23 protein-coding genes, 1 riboswitch and 2 other annotated features are annotated in these 17,962 nt (G+C 51.9%); of the genes, 3 read left to right on the forward strand and 20 right to left on the reverse strand.

The window, feature by feature from the left end:
- Positions 1-466: 466 nt before the first annotated feature.
- The 8 genes from B5D20_RS00005 to yqeK all read right to left on the reverse strand — a co-directional run bounded on the left by B5D20_RS00005 (position 467) and on the right by yqeK (position 6,800).
- Positions 467-778 carry a pyridoxamine 5'-phosphate oxidase family protein gene (locus B5D20_RS00005; RefSeq protein WP_078664167.1) on the reverse strand — a complete coding sequence of 104 codons (312 nt, stop codon included), beginning with the start codon at positions 776-778 and terminating at the stop codon, positions 467-469.
- 196 nt (positions 779-974) lie between these two features.
- Positions 975-1,664, reverse strand: coding sequence for a Crp/Fnr family transcriptional regulator (locus tag B5D20_RS00010; RefSeq protein WP_078664168.1), 690 nt, complete (start codon positions 1,662-1,664; stop codon positions 975-977).
- A gap of 108 nt (positions 1,665-1,772) precedes the next feature.
- Complete coding sequence (locus tag B5D20_RS00015; protein WP_078664169.1) at positions 1,773-2,534, reverse strand: carbohydrate deacetylase; 762 nt, start codon at positions 2,532-2,534, stop codon at positions 1,773-1,775.
- Complete coding sequence (locus tag B5D20_RS00020; protein ID WP_159071819.1) at positions 2,531-2,782, reverse strand: MFS transporter; 252 nt, start codon at positions 2,780-2,782, stop codon at positions 2,531-2,533. The genes B5D20_RS00015 and B5D20_RS00020 overlap by 4 nt, the downstream gene beginning before the upstream one ends.
- Complete coding sequence (locus tag B5D20_RS00025; RefSeq protein ID WP_078664171.1) at positions 2,724-3,005, reverse strand: hypothetical protein; 282 nt, start codon at positions 3,003-3,005, stop codon at positions 2,724-2,726. Before B5D20_RS00025 ends, B5D20_RS00020 begins: the two co-directional genes overlap by 59 nt.
- A gap of 86 nt (positions 3,006-3,091) precedes the next feature.
- Positions 3,092-5,569, reverse strand: a complete 2,478-nt coding sequence (gene leuS / locus B5D20_RS00030) for a leucine--tRNA ligase (RefSeq protein ID WP_078664172.1) — start codon at positions 5,567-5,569, stop codon at positions 3,092-3,094.
- Between the two features lie 48 nt (positions 5,570-5,617).
- Positions 5,618-5,843 (reverse strand) — a binding site (T-box leader).
- A gap of 36 nt (positions 5,844-5,879) precedes the next feature.
- Positions 5,880-6,230 carry a ribosome silencing factor gene (gene rsfS, locus B5D20_RS00035; RefSeq protein ID WP_078664173.1) on the reverse strand — a complete coding sequence of 117 codons (351 nt, stop codon included), beginning with the start codon at positions 6,228-6,230 and terminating at the stop codon, positions 5,880-5,882.
- Complete coding sequence (gene yqeK, locus B5D20_RS00040) at positions 6,231-6,800, reverse strand: bis(5'-nucleosyl)-tetraphosphatase (symmetrical) YqeK (protein ID WP_159071818.1); 570 nt, start codon at positions 6,798-6,800, stop codon at positions 6,231-6,233.
- 127 nt (positions 6,801-6,927) lie between these two features.
- On the opposite strand from yqeK, the gene B5D20_RS00045 reads away from it, so the two are divergent.
- Together B5D20_RS00045 and B5D20_RS00050 are read left to right on the forward strand one after the other, a co-directional pair.
- Positions 6,928-7,410 carry a YbaK/EbsC family protein gene (locus B5D20_RS00045; RefSeq protein ID WP_078664175.1) on the forward strand — a complete coding sequence of 161 codons (483 nt, stop codon included), beginning with the start codon at positions 6,928-6,930 and terminating at the stop codon, positions 7,408-7,410.
- Between the two features lie 90 nt (positions 7,411-7,500).
- A riboswitch (cyclic di-GMP riboswitch) is annotated at positions 7,501-7,588 on the forward strand.
- Positions 7,589-7,758: 170 nt separating this feature from the next.
- Positions 7,759-8,772: an HD domain-containing phosphohydrolase gene (locus B5D20_RS00050; protein WP_078664176.1), complete on the forward strand. Its 1,014-nt coding sequence runs from the start codon at positions 7,759-7,761 to the stop codon at positions 8,770-8,772.
- Positions 8,773-8,961: 189 nt separating this feature from the next.
- Here the strand turns inward: B5D20_RS00050 and B5D20_RS00055 are convergent, their stop codons facing one another.
- From B5D20_RS00055 to yhbY, 6 genes are all read right to left on the reverse strand, one after another.
- A complete protein-coding gene (locus B5D20_RS00055) occupies positions 8,962-9,216 on the reverse strand; it encodes an RNA recognition motif domain-containing protein (RefSeq protein WP_174182986.1) in 255 nt (84 codons plus the stop codon).
- Positions 9,217-9,297: 81 nt separating this feature from the next.
- Complete coding sequence (gene nadD, locus B5D20_RS00060; RefSeq protein WP_078664177.1) at positions 9,298-9,906, reverse strand: nicotinate-nucleotide adenylyltransferase; 609 nt, start codon at positions 9,904-9,906, stop codon at positions 9,298-9,300.
- 15 nt (positions 9,907-9,921) lie between these two features.
- Positions 9,922-10,095, reverse strand: a complete 174-nt coding sequence (locus B5D20_RS13770; protein ID WP_159071817.1) for a hypothetical protein — start codon at positions 10,093-10,095, stop codon at positions 9,922-9,924.
- Between the two features lie 158 nt (positions 10,096-10,253).
- Positions 10,254-11,510 carry a glutamate-5-semialdehyde dehydrogenase gene (locus tag B5D20_RS00065; RefSeq protein ID WP_078664178.1) on the reverse strand — a complete coding sequence of 419 codons (1,257 nt, stop codon included), beginning with the start codon at positions 11,508-11,510 and terminating at the stop codon, positions 10,254-10,256.
- A 12-nt stretch (positions 11,511-11,522) separates the two neighbouring features.
- Entirely contained in the window at positions 11,523-12,653 is a 1,131-nt protein-coding gene (proB, locus tag B5D20_RS00070) for a glutamate 5-kinase (protein ID WP_078664179.1), read from the reverse strand.
- A 27-nt stretch (positions 12,654-12,680) separates the two neighbouring features.
- On the reverse strand, positions 12,681-12,974 hold the full coding sequence (gene yhbY / locus B5D20_RS00075; RefSeq protein WP_078664180.1) for a ribosome assembly RNA-binding protein YhbY: 294 nt from the start codon (positions 12,972-12,974) through the stop codon (positions 12,681-12,683).
- Between the two features lie 137 nt (positions 12,975-13,111).
- Between yhbY and B5D20_RS00080 the strand changes: the two genes are divergently transcribed.
- The gene (locus B5D20_RS00080) at positions 13,112-13,342 is read left to right on the forward strand and encodes a hypothetical protein (protein ID WP_078664181.1); all 231 of its coding nucleotides are present in this window, start codon (positions 13,112-13,114) and stop codon (positions 13,340-13,342) included.
- An 11-nt stretch (positions 13,343-13,353) separates the two neighbouring features.
- Here B5D20_RS00080 and obgE read toward each other — a convergent pair whose 3' ends face one another.
- The 6 genes from obgE to B5D20_RS00110 form a co-directional block, all read right to left on the reverse strand.
- Positions 13,354-14,631, reverse strand: coding sequence for a GTPase ObgE (obgE, locus tag B5D20_RS00085; protein WP_078664182.1), 1,278 nt, complete (start codon positions 14,629-14,631; stop codon positions 13,354-13,356).
- On the reverse strand, positions 14,618-15,112 hold the full coding sequence (locus tag B5D20_RS00090; RefSeq protein WP_078664183.1) for a Spo0B domain-containing protein: 495 nt from the start codon (positions 15,110-15,112) through the stop codon (positions 14,618-14,620). The genes obgE and B5D20_RS00090 overlap by 14 nt, the downstream gene beginning before the upstream one ends.
- A 61-nt stretch (positions 15,113-15,173) precedes the next feature.
- A complete protein-coding gene (rpmA, locus tag B5D20_RS00095) occupies positions 15,174-15,473 on the reverse strand; it encodes a 50S ribosomal protein L27 (protein ID WP_078664184.1) in 300 nt (99 codons plus the stop codon).
- Positions 15,473-15,817 carry a ribosomal-processing cysteine protease Prp gene (locus B5D20_RS00100; protein ID WP_078664185.1) on the reverse strand — a complete coding sequence of 115 codons (345 nt, stop codon included), beginning with the start codon at positions 15,815-15,817 and terminating at the stop codon, positions 15,473-15,475. The genes rpmA and B5D20_RS00100 overlap by 1 nt, the downstream gene beginning before the upstream one ends.
- A gap of 2 nt (positions 15,818-15,819) precedes the next feature.
- A complete protein-coding gene (gene rplU, locus B5D20_RS00105; RefSeq protein WP_078664186.1) occupies positions 15,820-16,131 on the reverse strand; it encodes a 50S ribosomal protein L21 in 312 nt (103 codons plus the stop codon).
- Positions 16,132-16,140: 9 nt separating this feature from the next.
- Positions 16,141-16,217, reverse strand: a sequence feature (ribosomal protein L21 leader region).
- A gap of 29 nt (positions 16,218-16,246) precedes the next feature.
- The gene (locus B5D20_RS00110; protein ID WP_078664187.1) at positions 16,247-17,962 is read right to left on the reverse strand and encodes an Rne/Rng family ribonuclease; all 1,716 of its coding nucleotides are present in this window, start codon (positions 17,960-17,962) and stop codon (positions 16,247-16,249) included.

Here is a 17,962-nt window from a genome sequence, read left to right on the forward strand (position 1 = left end):
TCTGGCATGTAATCCAGAACCAGCCGTAAACGAACTAAATCTCCAATTGTTTGTATTTCTGTCCACTCAAATAGCTTAATTTGTGGTATAATAGCCATAACAGGCATCCCTCCCTGGGTAGGATTTTTGTCTTTTCAACTTCAATTTTACCACAGGTGGATGCCTGTTGCTTATTTTTTACAACATTTGAGGCTGGGGTGAATTTTTCCCTCAGCCTCTTGTTTTGCGCTAAAAACCCTTTTCTATACACCTTTTTCTGGGGTAAATTTATTTTTGACCTTTCGCTAATCCCTTGGATTGTCAGGATTTTCTGACAACGCAATTAGCTCTAGGTATGGGACTTCCACTAAAACCAAGGATAAGAGCCATTTATTTTCCCCCTTTCTACATTATATAAATTAAACAAACATTACTGAAACAACAGCACCGGATTAATTCCGGTGCGTCCTATAACTGCTCATTTATTTTATAATAACGGCTCCGCTCTTTCCGCTTTAAACAAAACTTGTTTTCCTTCTACCTGCGCTTTTCCGGTAATACGATAGCCCCTGGGAGTGCCTTCCCGGCTGGCAATAACTACTTGCATTTTACCAGTTTCAAGGATATTCTGTTGCGTAGTTTGCATTTTATAGATATCAAAAACTAAAATATCGCTATCACGCACCTCCTTTACTTTGCCTACTACAATCAAGTGTGGTTCTCCTTTACTAGATACTGTGACAATAGGAATAATAGGAGCAATAGGGATTAATTCTTGAATTTCTTTAGTGATTACCACAACACCCGCCTCCTTATAGCTGATTGTTTGGTTACAAGTTTATTATAAGCCGAGCAAATTATGAAAGTTGTAAATTTTTTTACTACATTTTTCATTTTTTGCAGCTTATCACAAATATAAAATAATTATACGTAAAATCTTTTACAGCTTATAAAGCACTTTAAGGGGTGGATATCCACCCCTTTATTACTTCCTATCAACCCCAATATTTTTCAAGACAATGTCCAGGTTTCAGAATATAGTTTTTTCCATATCGGATAATGATGCCTGAATTGCGCAATTCTTTCAAAGCATAACTTACCATAACCCGTGAGGCCCCTATCATATCACCCAATTCTTGTTGGGTAATTTCCAATTCTATAACTATTCCATTAGATGTTTTCCGTCCATACACATCTGCTAACTTAAAAAATAGTCGCAATAATTTATCCTTAACTGATGTGCCAACTACTTCACTAAAGTGTTGTGTCATTTTATATAATTTTTGTCCAAGATAACTAATAATTTTTATTGCTAAACCAGGGTTTTGTAGAAGTAATTTCTCGAACTGATTGCGATTAAAGCAACATACCATGGCTTCATCCATTGCAATTGCACTAAAAAGATGCTTCTGTTCCTCCTTTTGAAACAATGCTTCCTCACCAATTATTTCTCCAGGCCCTATTACTTCAATGATTATTTCCCGCCCTTCCTCATTAATCTGTACAAGTTTAAGTTTCCCTGCTTTAACTAAATAAATAGTGTTAGCAAGCTCACCTTGATAAAACAGAAAATTATCTTTTGGAATTTTTTTTTTGGTTGTACTAATACAAACACTAGCAAACTCCGATCTATCCAAACCCTGAAAAACCGGTAATTCGTGCAAACATAAATAACTTCGTTTCACTGTTATCACCTTTCTTGTGAGGAACAGCTCATATTTTGACTCTAAAAGATTTAAATAAATTATAACTGAAAGTAACATCCTTCAAAGTAAAATTTTTGACATGCACTTTTACCAATTCCTCATAATATCACGCCAGTGACCCGGAGTAATTCCCAGCTCAGCCATTATTTCCTGCCAGCCCGGCCAGCGCAAAATCTCCAGTTCCCGCCCCCGGTTTTCGGTATATGAGCTGATGGCCAGCAGTTGCCAGTCAGGTACCGCCGGATGGGTCATCACTTCTGTAAAACCAGCAGCCATCCCCTGTAAGATTTTTTCAAAATTCTCCCTGGTCACCCCGGCACCAAAAAAATGCTCCACAAAAAAGTCGGGAGTTGCTACTCCCTGCTGCCGGAAAAAGGCTTTAGCCTCCTCCTGGAGAGCCCGCAGGGGTAAATCAAAGAGCCGGGCCAGGTGCAGTGCTACCGGCCGTAACCAGGGCCAACCGTGGACATGATGATGGGAATCCAGGTGACTCAGTTCCAGGCCCCAGCTGCGGGCCGTTTGAATCTGGGCCAGCCATTCTGCTTCCGCCCATTCCTGGAAACGAGCGATCTCTTCGGCACTGGCCCGCTGCAGGCGTTCATACAAAACGGGATAGGGTTCAAACTGGCGGCCGTCAGTCAGGGCCTTGCCCACTGTCAAATTGAGATGCACACCCATTTCCAGGGCCGGACATTCCCGGCTGAGGTCCACCGCCTCCCGGGCCCAGGGCTGGTTGACCAGGATGGTAGTGCTGGTCAAAATCCCTTCCCGGTGGCAGCGCCGTACCCCTTCGTTGATGCCGGGAGATAATCCGAAATCATCGCCATTGACAATTAGCCACTTGCTCATACCCCTTCCTCCTTCAATGGCCGGCCAAAAAAGAGATAAAACCAGCCGGTACCTACCAGATATAACAAACCGACACCCCAGAAGACGGCTTGGTAACCTCCCCAGTGCAGCAAATAACCGGTCAGCGGCCCTCCCACGGCCCAGCCCGCCTGGTAGAGAGTGCCGTTCAGGGAAGAAGCCAGCCCGCGTTTATCTGCGGCCACTGCCGTCAGGGTAATATTTTGCACCAGCGGATGGGCAGCATTCATCAGGGCCATCCAGAATGTGCAAAGTCCGCCGCCCCCGCCGGTCCCCCAGCCGGCCGGCCAGGGGCATCATCACGGCTGTAACCGCAGCTGACAGTCCAATCACCTGTCCGGCAAAGGCCGTAGTATATCCGTATTTTAATAATAGCAGATTATAGAGAACTTCAAACATCCCGCGGCCCATTTGTCCAAAAAACTGGGCCAGCAGCAAAAAACCACAACTCAAATCCCCTCCACCCTCTATACTTCTCCCTCGGCCGATTTTTTCCTGCAAAAAAGAGGAGACTGTCCCGCCAGACAGTCCCGCTCTGGTTATTTTATCACGATATTCACCAGTTTATTGGGTACCGGAATGACTTTGACCACCGTCTTGCCTTCCAGCCAGCTTTTAACTTTGGGCAGGGCCAGTACCGCCTCCTGCTGTTCCTGGACACTGAGGCCAGCGGGCACATTCACCCGATCCCGCACCTTGCCATTGATTTGCACCACCAGGGTAATTTCCTCAGCCACCAGGGCCTGCTCATCCACCCGGGGCCAGCTCTGGCGATGGACACTGTCAGTGTGGCCGAGAGCCTGCCACAATTCCTCAGTAATATGCGGGGCAAAGGGAGCCAGCATGATGACCAGCAACTCCAGCGCCTCCTTGACTACCGCCAGATTGGGCTCAGTTACCTTGTCCTTGTAGCTATAGAGGCCATTGACCAGTTCCATGATGGCACTGATGGCGGTGTTGAAATTGAAGCGCTGGGAGATATCATCGGTAACCTTTTTCAGGGTGGCATGCAGCTGCCGCCGCAACTCCTTGTCCTCAGCTCTCAGTTCCCCACCCTGGTAGGCGCTGACTCCGGCCAGATTCTGATGGTAATGGTGAACCAGGCGCCAGACCCGGTTCAGGAAACGGTAAGCCCCTTCTACCCCCTGGTCACTCCACTCCAGATCCCGTTCCGGGGGAGCAGCAAAAAGGATGAAGAGCCGGGCGGTATCAGCCCCGTATTTGGCCATAATCTCTTCCGGACTGACCACATTGCCCCTGGACTTGGACATCTTGGCCCCATCCTTCAGCACCATGCCCTGAGTGAGCAAATTGGTAAAGGGCTCATCCACACTGACCAAACCCAGATCATACAAAACCTTGGTGAAGAAACGGCTATAGAGCAAATGCAAAATAGCATGTTCTACCCCGCCGATATACTGGTCCACCGGCATCCAGAAGTCTACCAGCTCTTTGGCGAAGGGCACATCTGTAGCCCGTGGGGTAGTGTAGCGCAGGAAATACCAGGATGAGCAGATAAAAGTATCCATGGTATCGGTTTCCCGCCGGGCGGCTCCGCCGCACTGCGGACAGGTGGTGTGGACAAATTCCTCGCATTCCGCCAGAGGTGACTGACCCCCGGGCTTGAAATCCACATTTTCCGGCAACAGCACCGGCAGCTGTTCTTCCGGTACCGGCACAATCCCGCAACTATCGCAGTAGACAATGGGAATAGGCGCACCCCAGTAACGCTGGCGGGAAATCAGCCAGTCCCGCAAGCGGTAATTAACCCGCTTGCGCCCCAGTCCTCTGGCCTCAATGGTTTCGGCGATTCTATCCCAGGCTTCTTCATTGGGCAGGCCATTGAATTCCCCGGAGTTGACCAGCTTGCCTTCCCCGGCATAGGCCGCGGTCATGCTGGCACCATCCAGTTCTTCCCCTTCCGGCTGGATTACCACAACCACCGGCAGCTTGTATTTGCGGGCAAATTCAAAGTCCCGCTGATCATGGGCTGGAACCCCCATTACCGCCCCGGTACCATAATCCAGTAAGACGTAATTGGCAATCAGGATGGGTACTTCCTTGCCTGTCAGGGGATTGACGGCATAGGCCCCGGTGAAAACCCCTTCCTTTTCCGCTTCCGTGGATGTGCGGGCGATTTCGCTCAGGGTTTTCATTCTTTCCCGGAAAGCCATAACCTCAGCTTCCTGGGGCTGGCCTTTTACCAGTTCCGGCACCAGGGGATGTTCGGGGGCCAGCACCATATAGGTTACCCCGAAAATGGTATCCGGTCGGGTAGTATAGACGGTAATGGTTTCCTCCCGCCCCTTGATGCCAAAGGTGATTTCCACCCCTTCACTGCGGCCGATCCAGTTTTCCTGCATAATCTTGACCTTTTCCGGCCAGCCGGTCAGTTTTTCCAGGTCATTCAGCAAACGTTCCGCATAATCGGTAATGCGCAAGAACCACTGTTCCAGGTCCTTTTTGGTAACCTGGGAATCACAGCGTTCACAGTGCCCGTCCACCACCTGCTCATTGGCCAGCACGGTGGCACAGGAAGGACACCAGTTAACCGCCGATTTTTTCTTATAAGCCAGACCTTTTTTGAAGAATTGCAGGAACAGCCACTGGGTCCAGCGATAATAGCCGGGATGACAGGTAGATACCTCCCGGTCCCAGTCATAACTGATCCCCATGCCCTTTAATTGCCGCCGCATATTGTCAATATTGGACCAGGTCCAGGTCGCCGGATGAATCCCATGCTTAATTGCCGCATTTTCTGCCGGCAAGCCAAAAGCATCCCAGCCCATGGGATGCAGTACCTGGTAACCCTGCATGGTTTTAAAGCGGGCCACCACATCCCCGATGGAATAATTGCGCACATGCCCCATATGCAAATTGCCGGAGGGATAAGGGAACATCTCCAGACAATAATACTTGGGCTTGTCCTGACTTTCTTCTACCCGGTAGAGCTTTTCCTCCGCCCAGCGGGCCTGCCACTTCGGTTCGATCTCAGCAAAATTATAGCGCTGCTCCATCCAGTCCACTCCTCCTTATTTTTGCCAAATAGAAAAGCCTTTCCTCCCCCTTGGGACGAAAGGCCTTGCTTCCGCGGTACCACCCAAATTGACCGGACTCAAAAAGCCCGATCCCCTTGCTGCCGGTAACGGCGGCGGCCGGGAAAGACTACTGCCAGCGGGTTCGCCTTTCCAGCTCCGGGGCCAGTTCCCCTATGGCGGTTACCGCTTTCCACCAGCCAGCGGCTCTCTGTCAACCGGCTAATAAGGTACTCTTCCCCTTCATCGCCATTAAATTACCATTTTGTCCGATATTATACTGAAAAGCGGCTTAACTGTCAAGGCGCTTAGCCTCGCCCCAGAGACGTTCCAGGTTATAATACTGGCGCTCTTCCTCCAGAAAGACATGCACCACCGCCTGACCATAATCCAGCAAAATCCAGCGACCAGAACGCAGGCCTTCCCGCCGCAGGGGAATTACCCCCAGGCCTTCCTTGACCTTCTCTTCAATCCCATCGGCGATAGCCCGCACCTGGGTAGTGGAATTACCGCTCATGATGACAAAATAATCGGTCATAATTGAGAGTTCACCCAGTTCCAGAATAGTGATATTGCGGGCTTTCTTGTCTTCGGCACCGGCTTTAATCAAATCCAGTAACTTTCTGGTCTCTTGCTCAGACACTTATTTTACCTCCCTTGCCTTAAGTCTTAGTAACTGGGCATTGCGGGCCCTAACCGCCAGCGGATGGATGTATTGCTGGCGCTCCAGCAAATAGCGGAGAGTATGATCCAGCCCGGCCAGATAGGCCCCTTCCAGATCCCTGGCTGCCAGCAGTCTTAATTCCTCCACTCCAGGGTAATCCCGTCCCGGTTCGATCATATCGGCCACAAACAACAGCTTGTCCAGGGCTGTCGCCTCCGGATGGCCCAGGGTATGACGGGCAATGGCCTGCAAAACTTCCTTGTCCCTTACCCCCTGTTCAGCCGCCAGCTGCGCTCCCACCGGCCCATGTAAAAGCATGGGTACAGCCAGCCAGTCGGCATCCAGTTCCAGCCCCTGCTGCCGGGCCAGTTCCAGCAACCGCTCCGGAGGATAATCGCGGGCGACATCATGCCAGACGGCCGCCTGTTCCGCCTTTTCCGGCTCCAGTCCGTGGGTAAGGGCCAAACGGCGGGCCTGCTGGCGTACCCCTTCAATATGCTGCCAGCGTTCTCCTTTTACTTGTTGTTGAATAAAGGTAACTGCTTCCATCCCGGTTAACCCCTGTTGACAGTTTTCTCCGCCCATTATAGCATAAACAGGCAAAAATGGCGAGTGCCTTGCATTTTCTCCCATTTTTCTTTATACTGACTCTAAAAAAGGAGATGAGGGGGAGACAATGGTGGTACAAACCCTGCAAAATCCAGTTCATCAACGGATTCAGGAATTTCTGGATCAATTCCAGCTGGGAATAAAGGTAATCGAGTTTGAGGTCAGTACCGAAACCAGTGAGCTGGCTGCCAGGGCGCTAGGGGTGACACCGGCCCAAATCGCTAAAAGCCTGGTATTCCTGGCTGATGAGAAGCCCCTGCTGGTAGTTACCTGTGGAGATCTCAGGGTGGATACCAAAAAATTAAAGGCCCTGACCGGAGCCCGCAAAATCCGTTTTGCTAATCCCGAACAGGCCCTGCACTATACCGGCTATCCCGCTGGCGGAGTTTGTCCCTTTGCTCTCTCCCAGCCCCTGCCGGTATATCTGGATATCAGTATGCAGAGATTTCCGCTGGTCTATGCTGCTGCCGGTACTCCCAATTCAGCTGTGCCAGTAACCCTGGAGCAACTGCAGGTTATTACCGGTGGTCAAGTGGTGGATGTATGTTAAAATATTCTTTATCCAGTATTGACATTTTTAGTTTAATTGTAATAAATTATTTAGTAGATTAAATTTGTGCTATACAATAAAATGCAAAACAGTCGATAAAGGCAAACCCATCGAAAGATGGGGGCGCAAAGCCATGGGTCTAAGGCCCCTCCAGGGCTATGATTGCCAGGTTGCCGAAGCTGGAAAGCAGCGAGCATATGGTTGCTCTGCCTTTCCATGGGCTTCCCTGGAAAGGCTTTTTCTATTATTAAGGATGTTTAAGAATCTAGTCCGGAAAAATGGTACCGCTGGCTTTAATTTAATGTGCTATTTCATGGTTAATAACATAGGGAAGGGGATACAAATTCAATGGACATCAAATACATCAGCCTGTTCGCTGCCAAATACTCGGAAATACCAACTAATGAAGTCATGATTGCAGCGATTAATACAATCATCCAGGCTGTTGAAGCAAAAGACAGTTATACAAAACATCACTCCCAGAAAGTAGCAGAGTATGCCAGAATCATTGCCCTGGAAATGGATCTCCCACAAGAACAGGTGGAGCAAATCTATCTGGCCGCACTATTCCACGATATCGGTAAAATCGGAGTACCCGACCAAATATTAAGAAAGCCAGATAAGTTAACAGAAGAAGAAATGACCCTGCTTAAACAGCATCCTTTAATAGCATGTCGTATTCTGGAAGGATTTGAAAGTTTTCGGGAACTATTGCCTGCCATTGCTCAGCACCATGAATACTGGAATGGAAGCGGTTACCCCTATGGCCTGGTTGGTGAAACCATTGATTTAGGCGCCAGAATATTAGCAGTGGCAGATGCTTTTGATGCAATGACCAGTGACAGAGTATACCGTCCAGGTATGTCCCAGGAACAGGCAATCGGGATATTAATTCAAGAGGCAGGTAAACAATGGGACCCGCAGGTAGTAAATGTCTTCATTAATTGGTGGGAAAAAACTTTTAACCCTGAAGGACACCATGATTGGCAGTATAAACATATAGTAGCACTTTATAAAAATTTTTTGGAGGATGTCACAAACGGAAAGGTAAAGTTAATCAGCGATGAAGAAATTAAACACCACGAACTCGATTACACCTATTTTACTAAAGTTTCTATTAAAAGCGTTTTTGATATATCCCAGGCCAGACAAATGTTTAGCAACTGGCTGGAAAAAATTTTAGTACCCCAGCATAAGCAAAGGATCTATTCCGTGGTTTTTTCTGAGTTAATCACAAATATTGTAAAACATGCTGGCCGGGGGCACGTACAATGGGGGTTAGATAAAAGCTATAACATCATTATTACCCTTAGAGACGAGGGAAAAGGGTTTGTGCTGGAAAAATTGCCCAATCCATCCTAATTAATGGTTTTTCCACCCGGAACTCCCTGGGAAGAGGTCTGCCGCTGGTTTTTAATCAATGTGAACAATTGCTTATCTCCTATACTGGAAAGGGTACCTTTATTTCAGTAAAACTGGCCTGTGAAAAGATTGCTGAAAAAGAATTTTAAAAGAAGACTGCCGACGTAAAGGTCGACAGTCTTCTTTTACTTACTGTAATTCCCTGGGTTTAGCCTCATTTACAGTAATTGTACGTCCCTGTAGCTCCGCCCCGTTCATCGCCTGAATCATGCGATCGGCATCGGCATCATTGACTTCCACAAAACCGAAACCGCGACTGCGCCCGGTTTCCCTGTCAGTAATAATCCTGGCCCCCAGCACTTCCCCATGCTGGGAAAAGGCCCGGATTAAGTCATCCTGTTTAATGGCCCAGGGCAAATTGCCTACATACAATGTTGTCACCATGGTAACCCACCTCTCCAAAAATAAGTCTGCCTTTCAGGCAAGTTTAGTATTTGAATGGTGGGCGCAAAGTATGTGAGCAAATTAAAACCGGTACAGGTTATTATTAACAATAAATTTTTCTACCTCGGGATGAACCAGATACTTGATGCTTTTCCCCCGGGCCACCCGGGCCCGTATGTCCGAGGAGGAAATAGCCAGAGAGGGCACTGTAAAGGGCCGGATTCGCTGTCCCAGCTGCGTTCCCAGCCGTCCCTGCACCTCCCGCAATTGCTCCAGCTCAAAACCCGGCCTTGTAACAGCAATAAAATGACATAAGGCCAGCAATTCCCGCACCCGGTGCCAGGTCAGAATCTCCAGCACCGCATCGGCCCCGGTGATGAAATAGAGCTCCTGGTAATTCCCCTGGTCCAGCAGCTGCCGAACCGTATCGTATGTATATGAAGGCCCTGGCCTTTCCAGCTCCAGCAGGCAAAGCTGAAAACAGGGATTGTCCGCTATGGCCAGCCTGACCATTTCCGCCCTTAGCTCCGCCGCTGTCACTTTTGCCCCCTGTTTATGGGGGGGCTGGCCGGAGGGAACGAACAGCACCCGATCCAGCCCCAGTTCATCCGCAACTTCCTGAGCCACCACCAGGTGGCCTAAATGGATGGGATCAAAAGTCCCACCCATCACCGCAACCCGCTTATCCATGGTCCACTCCTTGCCTCACATTCCCAGCAATTCCCGATAAACACTCCAGACCCGATCTTCTAGATGCTGGCGACAATCTTTGCACACACACCAGCAGGCTTCTGTTACTTCCCCATCTGCCAGAATCCAGCTACAGACCAGGTCAGCCTGCCCTTCCCTGCCACACAGTTGACAGCTCTTGCACACCATGGCCTTTCACCCCTTTGTCGCCGATTTGTAATAACAGCATAAGCGACAAAGGGCTGTCCGGACCAGTTCTTTTCCGGCAACCGCCAAAAATATCCCCTGAGCAGCAGAAAAGAGACTTGTTCTGTCATGTACTATCAAAAAACAAAAATATCTCCCGTTTACTCCCTGATTTGACCTTCACCATAAACAATATACTTGATGGTTGTCAATTCCGTCAATCCCATCGGCCCCCTGGCATGCAATTTCTGGGTACTGATCCCAATTTCCGCCCCGAAACCGAACTGGAAACCATCAGTAAAACGGGTAGAGGCATTTACATAGACGGCAGCCGCATCCACTTCCTGCAGGAAGCGCCGGGCAGTAAAATAGTTGCTGGTCACAATCGCTTCTGAATGTTTGGTACCATACAGGTAGATATGCTCCAGAGCCTCATCCAGGGAATCCACTACCCGGATGGCCAGAATCAGATCAAGAAATTCCGTGGCCCAATCGTCCTCAGTAGCGGGTTGAATCCCCGGCACCAGACTCCGGGTGACAGGACAGCCCCTCAGCTCTACCCCCAGCTCCGTCAGCCTTTCTGCCAGGCCGGGCAAAAATTCGGCGGCTACCTCCCGGTGGACCAGCAGAGTCTCCATGGCATTGCAAACCGCCGGCCGCTGGGTTTTGGCGTTGATCACAATTTCCTCCGCCATGGCCAGATCGGCTTCCGCATCCACATAAACATGACAGTTGCCCACCCCGGTTTCAATTACCGGCACGCTGGCATTTTCCACCACCGTGCGAATCAGCCCGGCACCCCCCCGGGGAATGAGGACATCCAGATAGCCATTTAAACGCAACATAACATTGACCGCTTCCCGGCCAGTGATTTCAATCAGCTGAATGGCCCCTTCCGGCAGACCCACCTCCCGGGCCGCCCGGGAAATAATCCGGGCAATGGCGGTATTGGAATGAATGGCTTCCGAGCCGCCACGCAAAAGCACAGCATTGCCGGTTTTCAGACAGAGAGCAGCCGCATCCACCGTGACATTGGGCCGGGCCTCATAGATTATGCCCACTACACCCAGCGGCACCCGCATTTGTCCGATCTGTAACCCATTGGGGCGGGTCCACATTTTTACCACTTCCCCAACCGGATCCGGCAAAGCGGCTACCTGGCGTAACCCTTCTGCCATGTCGGCAATGCGCTTTTCCGTCAATAACAACCGATCCAGCAGGGCCTGGGAGAGCCCCTTCTGCCGTCCTGCCTCCATATCCTGGGCATTGGCCCGCAATATCTCATCTGACCGCTGTTGCAAAGCCTCGGCCATGGCCAGTAAGGCTGCATTCTTGACATCGGTGCTGGCAGCAGCCAGCTGCCGGGCCGCCTTCTGGGCCAGTTTGGCTTTTTCCACTACATACTGCCGTACATCCATCCTATACCCTCCCTATAAAACCACCAGATTATCCCGGTGAATCACTTCATCATAGTTTTTATGACCTAATAGCCGTTCAATCGCCTCGGTTTTCAGACCCTTGATCTGCTCCAGCTCAGTAGCACTGTAGTTGACCAGTCCCCGGGCGATCTCCCGTCCTTCCCGGTCCACCACCGTTACCACCTGTCCCTCGCTGAAGCTGCCCTCTACCGCTAGCAAGCCGCTGGCTAACAGACTCTTGCGCCCCTTAACCAGAGCGCGGACAGCACCGTCATCCACTACCAGCCGCCCTTTCACACCAGGGCTGAAGGCAATCCAGCGCTTACGGGCCTGCAGGGGATGGTCCTGGGGTTTAAACCAGGTGCCAACCTCCTCTCCGGCCAGGATATCCTGAATCACTCCGGGCCGGGAACCATCAGCAATTACCATAGCCGTTCCGGAAGAAACAGCGATTTTGGCTGCCTGGATTTTAGTCGCCATTCCTCCGGTACCCAGCTGAGTCCCCGCTCCCCCGGCCATAGCCTCAATTTCCGGGGTAATCTCCGCCACCCAGTTGAGCAAACGGGCATCAGGCTGGCTGCGCGGATCAGCCTCATACAGGCCAGCGATATCGGAAAGCAAAATAAGCAGATCAGCTTCCACCAGACTGGCCACCAGGGCGGAAAGGGTATCATTGTCCCCGAACTTGATTTCCTCCACCGCCACCGCATCATTTTCATTTATGATTGGAATTACTTCCAGCTTCAGCAGGGTAAACAGGGCATTGCGAGCATTCAGAAACCGGGAACGATGGGCCACATCCTCCCGGGTCAGGAGAATCTGGGCCACCGTCTGACCATATTCGGCGAACAATTTTTCATACATATGCAATAATATCCCCTGTCCCACCGCAGCCGCGGCCTGCTTTTCCGGGATGGTGCGAGGCCGTCGTTTCAAACCCAGCTTGCCGATCCCGGCCCCTACTGCTCCGGAAGTAACCAGAATCACCTGTAAACCCCGGTTATGTAAATCAGCCAGCTGGTGCACCAGCGCCTCCATGTGCTGCAGGTTGAGCCGCCCGCTACTGTGGGTCAGGGTAGATGAACCAACCTTGACAACTACCCTTTTTACCTGCTTCAGATATCTCTTTCTCTCCTCAACCATCTTGCTCCCCTCCACACCGTAAATCGCTTATCCGGGTAATTGAATTTGCGGCTTTTGGGCCGGTCGATAGAAGAGGAGATTGTGCCCGATCATCTGTACCAGCTCGGCCCCGGTACCTTCTGCCAGCCGGCGAGCAATGTCTTCCTTTTCTTCGAGACAGTTTTTCAGCACCCGGACCTTGACCAGCTCGCGGGCCTCCAGAGTTTCATCCAGCTGCTGAATGACAGTGGGAGTGACCCCACCTTTACCAATCTGAACGGTGACGGGTTCTAAACTGCCCAATCCCCGGAGATAGCGTTTCTGTTTCCCTGTCAATACCATGAATTTTGCACCTCATTCGTTTAAGTTTGGCTTATATTATACCATAAAAAAAAGGGTCTCTCCACCCCGGTAGTTATCATCTGCATACATCGTTTCCAATCCCAGCTAATATTATTTTATGGAAGGAGGTAAGTCCAATGATAAAAAACGGTTTTTTCGGATTTATCCTGGCTGTTGTGACTGTTGTCTGGCACCTACTCCATTGCGCTCTCCCGGTAATTTTACCTCTCCTGGTCAGCCTTGGTATACTAGTACCGCAGCACTGGCATTTAATCAGTATTCCATGGCCTGTTACCGCTCTGGCCTCCATCTGGATTATATATTATTTATTACGTCAGCGGATAATTATTTTTTACGTTAGAAAATAAAAAGGCAGGCTTTACTCCTGCCATTCAAATTCCATATCCATAATCCTGACAGTATCCCCTTCCTGGATGCCAGCTTCCCGCAAAGCCCGATCCACGCCTAGCACCTCCAGGATTTTCTGGAAGCGGCGTACTGCTGCCTCATTGTTGAAGTCAGTGCGATGGAAATGCTTCTCTACTTCCTGGCCACCGATTACCCAAACGCCCTCCTCATCCCGCTTCAGGGTAAAGGGCTCCGTCTCTTCCACCCGGGTGACCTTGACCTCCTCCGGTTCTACCGCCTCCACCGCTTCTTCCGGCGGCAATTCCGGCAAACGCCGGGCCAGATATTTTACCAGTTCATCCAGGCCCTGTCCGGTCGCAGCGGATACGGGGAATACAGGGTACTGCTCCCCCAGTTCCTGGCGCAGGCGGGCCAGGTTTTCCTCGGCTCCCGGTAAGTCCATCTTGTTGGCCGCAATCACCTGGGGACGCCGGGCCAGCCGCTCACTGTACAGGGCCAGCTCCCGGTTGATGACGGCAAAATCCTGCAAGGGGTCCCGTCCCTCCGACCCGGCGATATCCAGCACGTGTACCAGCAGGCGGGTTCGCTCCGTATGGCGCAGGAATTCGTGGCCCAGACCAGCACCGGTATGGGCCCCTTCAATCAGACCGGGAATATCGGCCATGACAAAACTTTCCTCTCCCACCTTGACCACCCCCAGATTGGGGACAATGGTGGTAAAGTGGTAATTGGCAATTTCCGGTTTGGCGGCGGAAACCCGGGAAATGATGGTGGATTTGCCCACATTGGGATACCCGATCAGCCCCACATCAGCCAGCAGTTTCAGCTCCAGCAACAGCCAGCGCTCTTCGCCCGGATCGCCTTTTTCCGCATAGGCTGGGCACTTGTCTTTGTTGCTGGCAAAACGGGTATTGCCCCGGCCACCCCGGCCGCCTCTGGCTACTACCACCCGCTGGCCGTGTTCGGTAAGGTCAGCCAGCAAGGCTCCGGTGTCAGCATCCCGGACCACGGTACCAGGGGGTACGCGGATAAGCAGGTCTTCACCCTTGCGGCCATGCATGTTCTTGGTGCCGCCGTTTTCGCCCCGTTCCGCCTTGTAATGCTTCTGGTAGCGAAAATCGATGAGGGTACGCAACCCCTCATCCACTACCAGGATAACATCTCCGCCTTTGCCACCATCACCACCCCAGGGACCACCCATGGGGACATATTTTTCCCGCCGGTAGGCAACAGCCCCATTGCCGCCATCGCCACCTTTGACGTAGATTCTTGCTTTATCCAGAAACACTTTTATCCCTCCCTGGATATTCCCAGATTAGGGCTCCATCCTCTGCTATGTAATATGCCCCTGCCAGCCCCGTTTCCATTCCCACCGGGGCTGGTTGCCAGCTGAGGCGCAGACCGGGCCCGGATGCTTGCAGGAAAAGCATGCTGTCTTCCCCTGTTGGCAGCCGCCCCTGCTGGCACAAACCCTCCAGAAAGGCAACCAGAGCCAGGGCTGCCCGGGGCTGCGGCTGCCCTGCACAGACTATTTCCAGCTCATGCTCCTGAGCCTGGGCCCACTGCTTCAGCTCCAGCAAGGCCAGCACCAGGTCTGGCTGGCCCAGACGGCAGAGATGGCTTTCTTCCTCCAGAGTCCGCTGTAGATTTGACAGCTGCCGTCGCACTGCCTCCAGATCCCCCATTTGCAGGTAGCCACTGAGCATCTGCAAATAATTGAACAGGTCATGTCGGCGCCGGTTCAATTGCTGCAGCCAGCGTTCCCCCATGACTCCCTCACCTTCCCCCGCAAAGATAAAGACCCCAGCCAGAGGCTGGCTGGGGTAAATCTTACAGAGCCGCTTCCACAGGATATACGCTGACCTGTTTCTTGTCGCGACCTTTTCTTTCAAAGCGCACAACCCCGTCGATCAGGGCGAACAGGGTATCATCCTTGCCGATACCGACATTGCGGCCAGGGTGAATCTTGGTTCCCCGCTGGCGCACCAGGATATTGCCGGCCAGTACAACCTGGCCATCATGCCGCTTGACCCCCAGCCGCTTGGCTTCAGAGTCCCGGCCGTTCTTGGAAGAACCTACCCCTTTTTTCTGAGCGAACAGTTGCAGGTTCTGCAGATTCAGCTTTAACATCAGGTCCACCTCCTCTTGATCACAGTTACATGTTCGGGGTGGTCGGCTGACAGCTGTTCAGCGTTTAGTGCCAGCGTTTCTGTCAAAACTCGGGCCTGGAGGCGCCGGTCAGCCGCCAGATTATCAGGTAACACACAGTACAGGTAACCATCAGCCACCGTCAGTTCCCGGGGCTCAACGCCTGCCACCTCGGTTAGTCCGTTGGTGATAGCCAGAGCCAGCATGGAAACCACTCCGCAGAGGAAGTCATAAGTCTCCCCGGGACGGCGCGCACCAGCATGTCCGCTGAAACGGTAAGCCTTGATTTCCCCTGTACCGGTCCGGAAAATTTCGATGGTAATCATAGTTAGGCCATAATCTTTTCCACTACAACCTTGGTGTAGGGTTGACGATGACCTTGCTTACGGCGATAGTTTTTCTTGGGCTTGTACTTGAAGACAATGATCTTCTTGCCTTTGCCGTGTTCCAGCACTTTCAGTACAGCCTTGGCCCCCGGTACGGTAGGATTGCCCACTACCAGCTGGCCATCTTTTGCTACAGCCAGAACCTGGTCCAGTTCCACAGTAGCGCCAACTTCTGCATTCAGCTTTTCAACCCGCAGTACATCTCCTTCCTGTACCCGGTACTGCTTACCGCCAGTTTGGATAATTGCGTACATGCTTGCACCTCCCTATTCCAGACTCGCCGAAAGCAGGCAGGCCTGTCGGCCATTTTCCGGCCCCTTTCGTGCGGTTGTGAACACTCAATTATTCTACCGGAAAAGGACAGAAATGTCAAGTAACAATCCGCAAAATCCGGGCCCGGGCAGAAGTTTTCTGCACCCGGGTCACTTCAACCTGCAGCTTTTCCCCAATAAAAGCCCCACCGCCATCGATATTGATGACAAAACCATGATAGCGGGCAATCCCATCCCGAGGATTGCCGGTGTGGGGCTCTTCCACCTTGAGTTGCAGCACCTGTCCCAATTTGACAGGAATATTGTTTTCCAGTTCAGCCCGGGATGACAGGGCCCGCAGGTTAAATTGCTCCAGATGTAACTCCTGATTACCCCGAATCAAAATCTCCCGGCGGGTGCGGCTTTCCAGCTCTCTCAGGCCGCTGCCACCACTGCCGATGAGCAAGGCAGCCACCGCTGGATGGACTTCCACCAGAATGGCCTCGCCCAGGGTGCGGCTGCAGAGCTCATAGAGGGCCTGTCTGACCTTGATGGCGACCGTCTCCTCGGAGAGCACCAGGCCCCGGCCTTCACAGTAGGGACAGGGGCGCATCAACAGGCTTTCCAGGCCGGAGCGGGTTTTCTTGCGGGTTATTTCCACCAGACCCAGCTGGGTAATACCCAGCACATGGGTTTTAGTCCGGTCCTTCCTGATTTCCTCCTCCAGTACTGCCAGCACCTGTTGCCGGTGCTCCTCGGTCGCCATATCGATAAAATCAACAATAATAATGCCGCCCAGATTGCGCAGGCGCATCTGGCGCACGATTTCCCGGGCCGCCTCCAGATTGGTATGCAGCACCGTCTCCTCCAGGTCCTTCTGACCCACATATTTACCGGTATTGACATCGATGGCAGTCAAAGCCTCGGTCTGGTCGATAACCAGATAACCGCCGCTTTTCAGCCAGACCCGGCGTTTTAAAGCCTTTTCCAGCTCGGCTTCCAGGTTGAAGCGCTGGAAGAGGTTTTCCCCCTCAAACAGCTGCACCCGGTATTTCAACTGAGGAGCCATCAGGTCCAGCAGTTCCAGTACCTTTTCATAGGCATGGCGCTGATCGATCATTACCCGTTCAATTTCTTCCGTAAACAAATCCCGAACCAGGCGCTGCACCAGATCCAAATCCCGGTGCACCAGACTGGGCACTCCCCCACCAGTGCTGCGCATCTGGATGCGCTTCCACAGTTTCAGCAGCATCTCCAGATCCTGCTGCAGCTCACTGGCCGACATACCTTCTGCCACCGTTCGTACGATCACCCCGATTTTAGGGGGCCGCAGCTTTTCCGCCAGTTCCCGCAGACGCTGTCTTTCCTCTTCATCTTCAATGCGGCGGCTGACCCCGACATAGTCCACGGTAGGCATCAGCACCAGATAACGGCCCGGCAGGGTAATATGGGTGGTAATGCGAGCCCCTTTGGTGCCCAGGGGTTCCTTGGTGATTTGCACCAGCAACTCCTGGCCTTCCTTGACCACATCGGTAATATTGGCCCGGGGCCGCTTTTCCTGTGGTAAAGGGGTTTCCTCCTCCCCCAGAAACTCCTCTGGCAGCCGCTGGGGCACGGCATCATCCACATAGAGAAAGGCATTCTTCTCCAGGCCGATATTGACAAAAGCGGCCTGCATCCCCGGCAGGACATTTTCCACCCGGCCCCGGTAGATATTGCCCACCAGGCGCTGGGCCTGGGAGCGCTCCACCAGTACCTCCACCAGCTGGCCTTCTTCCAGCATGGCAACCCGGGTCTCTTCCTCTCTAACATTCACAACCAGTTCTCTGCCCAA

The organism is Carboxydocella sporoproducens DSM 16521, assembly GCF_900167165.1.
In the GTDB taxonomy this organism is placed as follows: domain Bacteria; phylum Bacillota.